Genomic DNA, 572 nt, shown 5'->3' on the forward strand with positions numbered 1-572 from the left:
GCCGGTCGTGGTGACGCTGCGCGACATCGCGTCGTTCCGGCCGGCGGCGCCCGGCAACGGCATGGAGCCCGCCGGGTGGGCGGTCGAGGGCCTGCCGGCGAACTTCGTCGCCGCGGCATCCGTGCAGGTGGTGTCCGGCACGCTGCTGGGGCAACCGGCCGACGTGCGGTTCACGCCGGTCGGCTACCGATGGGGCCACAGCGACGGGGCCGTCGTCGACAGCGGCACTCCAGGCGCGACGTGGGCGGCGCTCGGTCAGGGCGAGTTCACCGAGACGGCGACGAGCCATGTCTACCCGACGTCCGGCGAGTACACGGTGGACGTCGCAGTGACGCTGCGGGCGGAGTACCGGTTCGCCGGCTCACCGTGGCGCGCCATCGCCGGCACGCTCACCGTGGCCGGCGTCCCGCAGCGCGTGCTCGTCGGCGAGTTCGACACCGTGCTCACGCAGGGCGACTGCAACGCCCATCCCGACGCTCCCGGCTGCTGACCCGGCCGACCGGATCAACCCGTGCCGCTACAGGGCCGCGGTCGACGGCTCGCCGTTGACCGCGGCCCTGTAGCGGCACGGG

General features: G+C 74.5%; 1 protein-coding gene. It reads left to right on the forward strand.

Annotated features, from left to right (window positions below):
- The coding region (locus GH736_RS24115) for a hypothetical protein (RefSeq protein WP_159607629.1) at window positions 1-490 on the forward strand (490 nt) is incomplete at its 5' end.
- Window positions 491-572 lie beyond the last annotated feature (82 nt).

It is taken from the genome of Agromyces humi (assembly GCF_009720255.1).
Lineage (GTDB): Bacteria > Actinomycetota > Actinomycetes > Actinomycetales > Microbacteriaceae > Agromyces > Agromyces humi.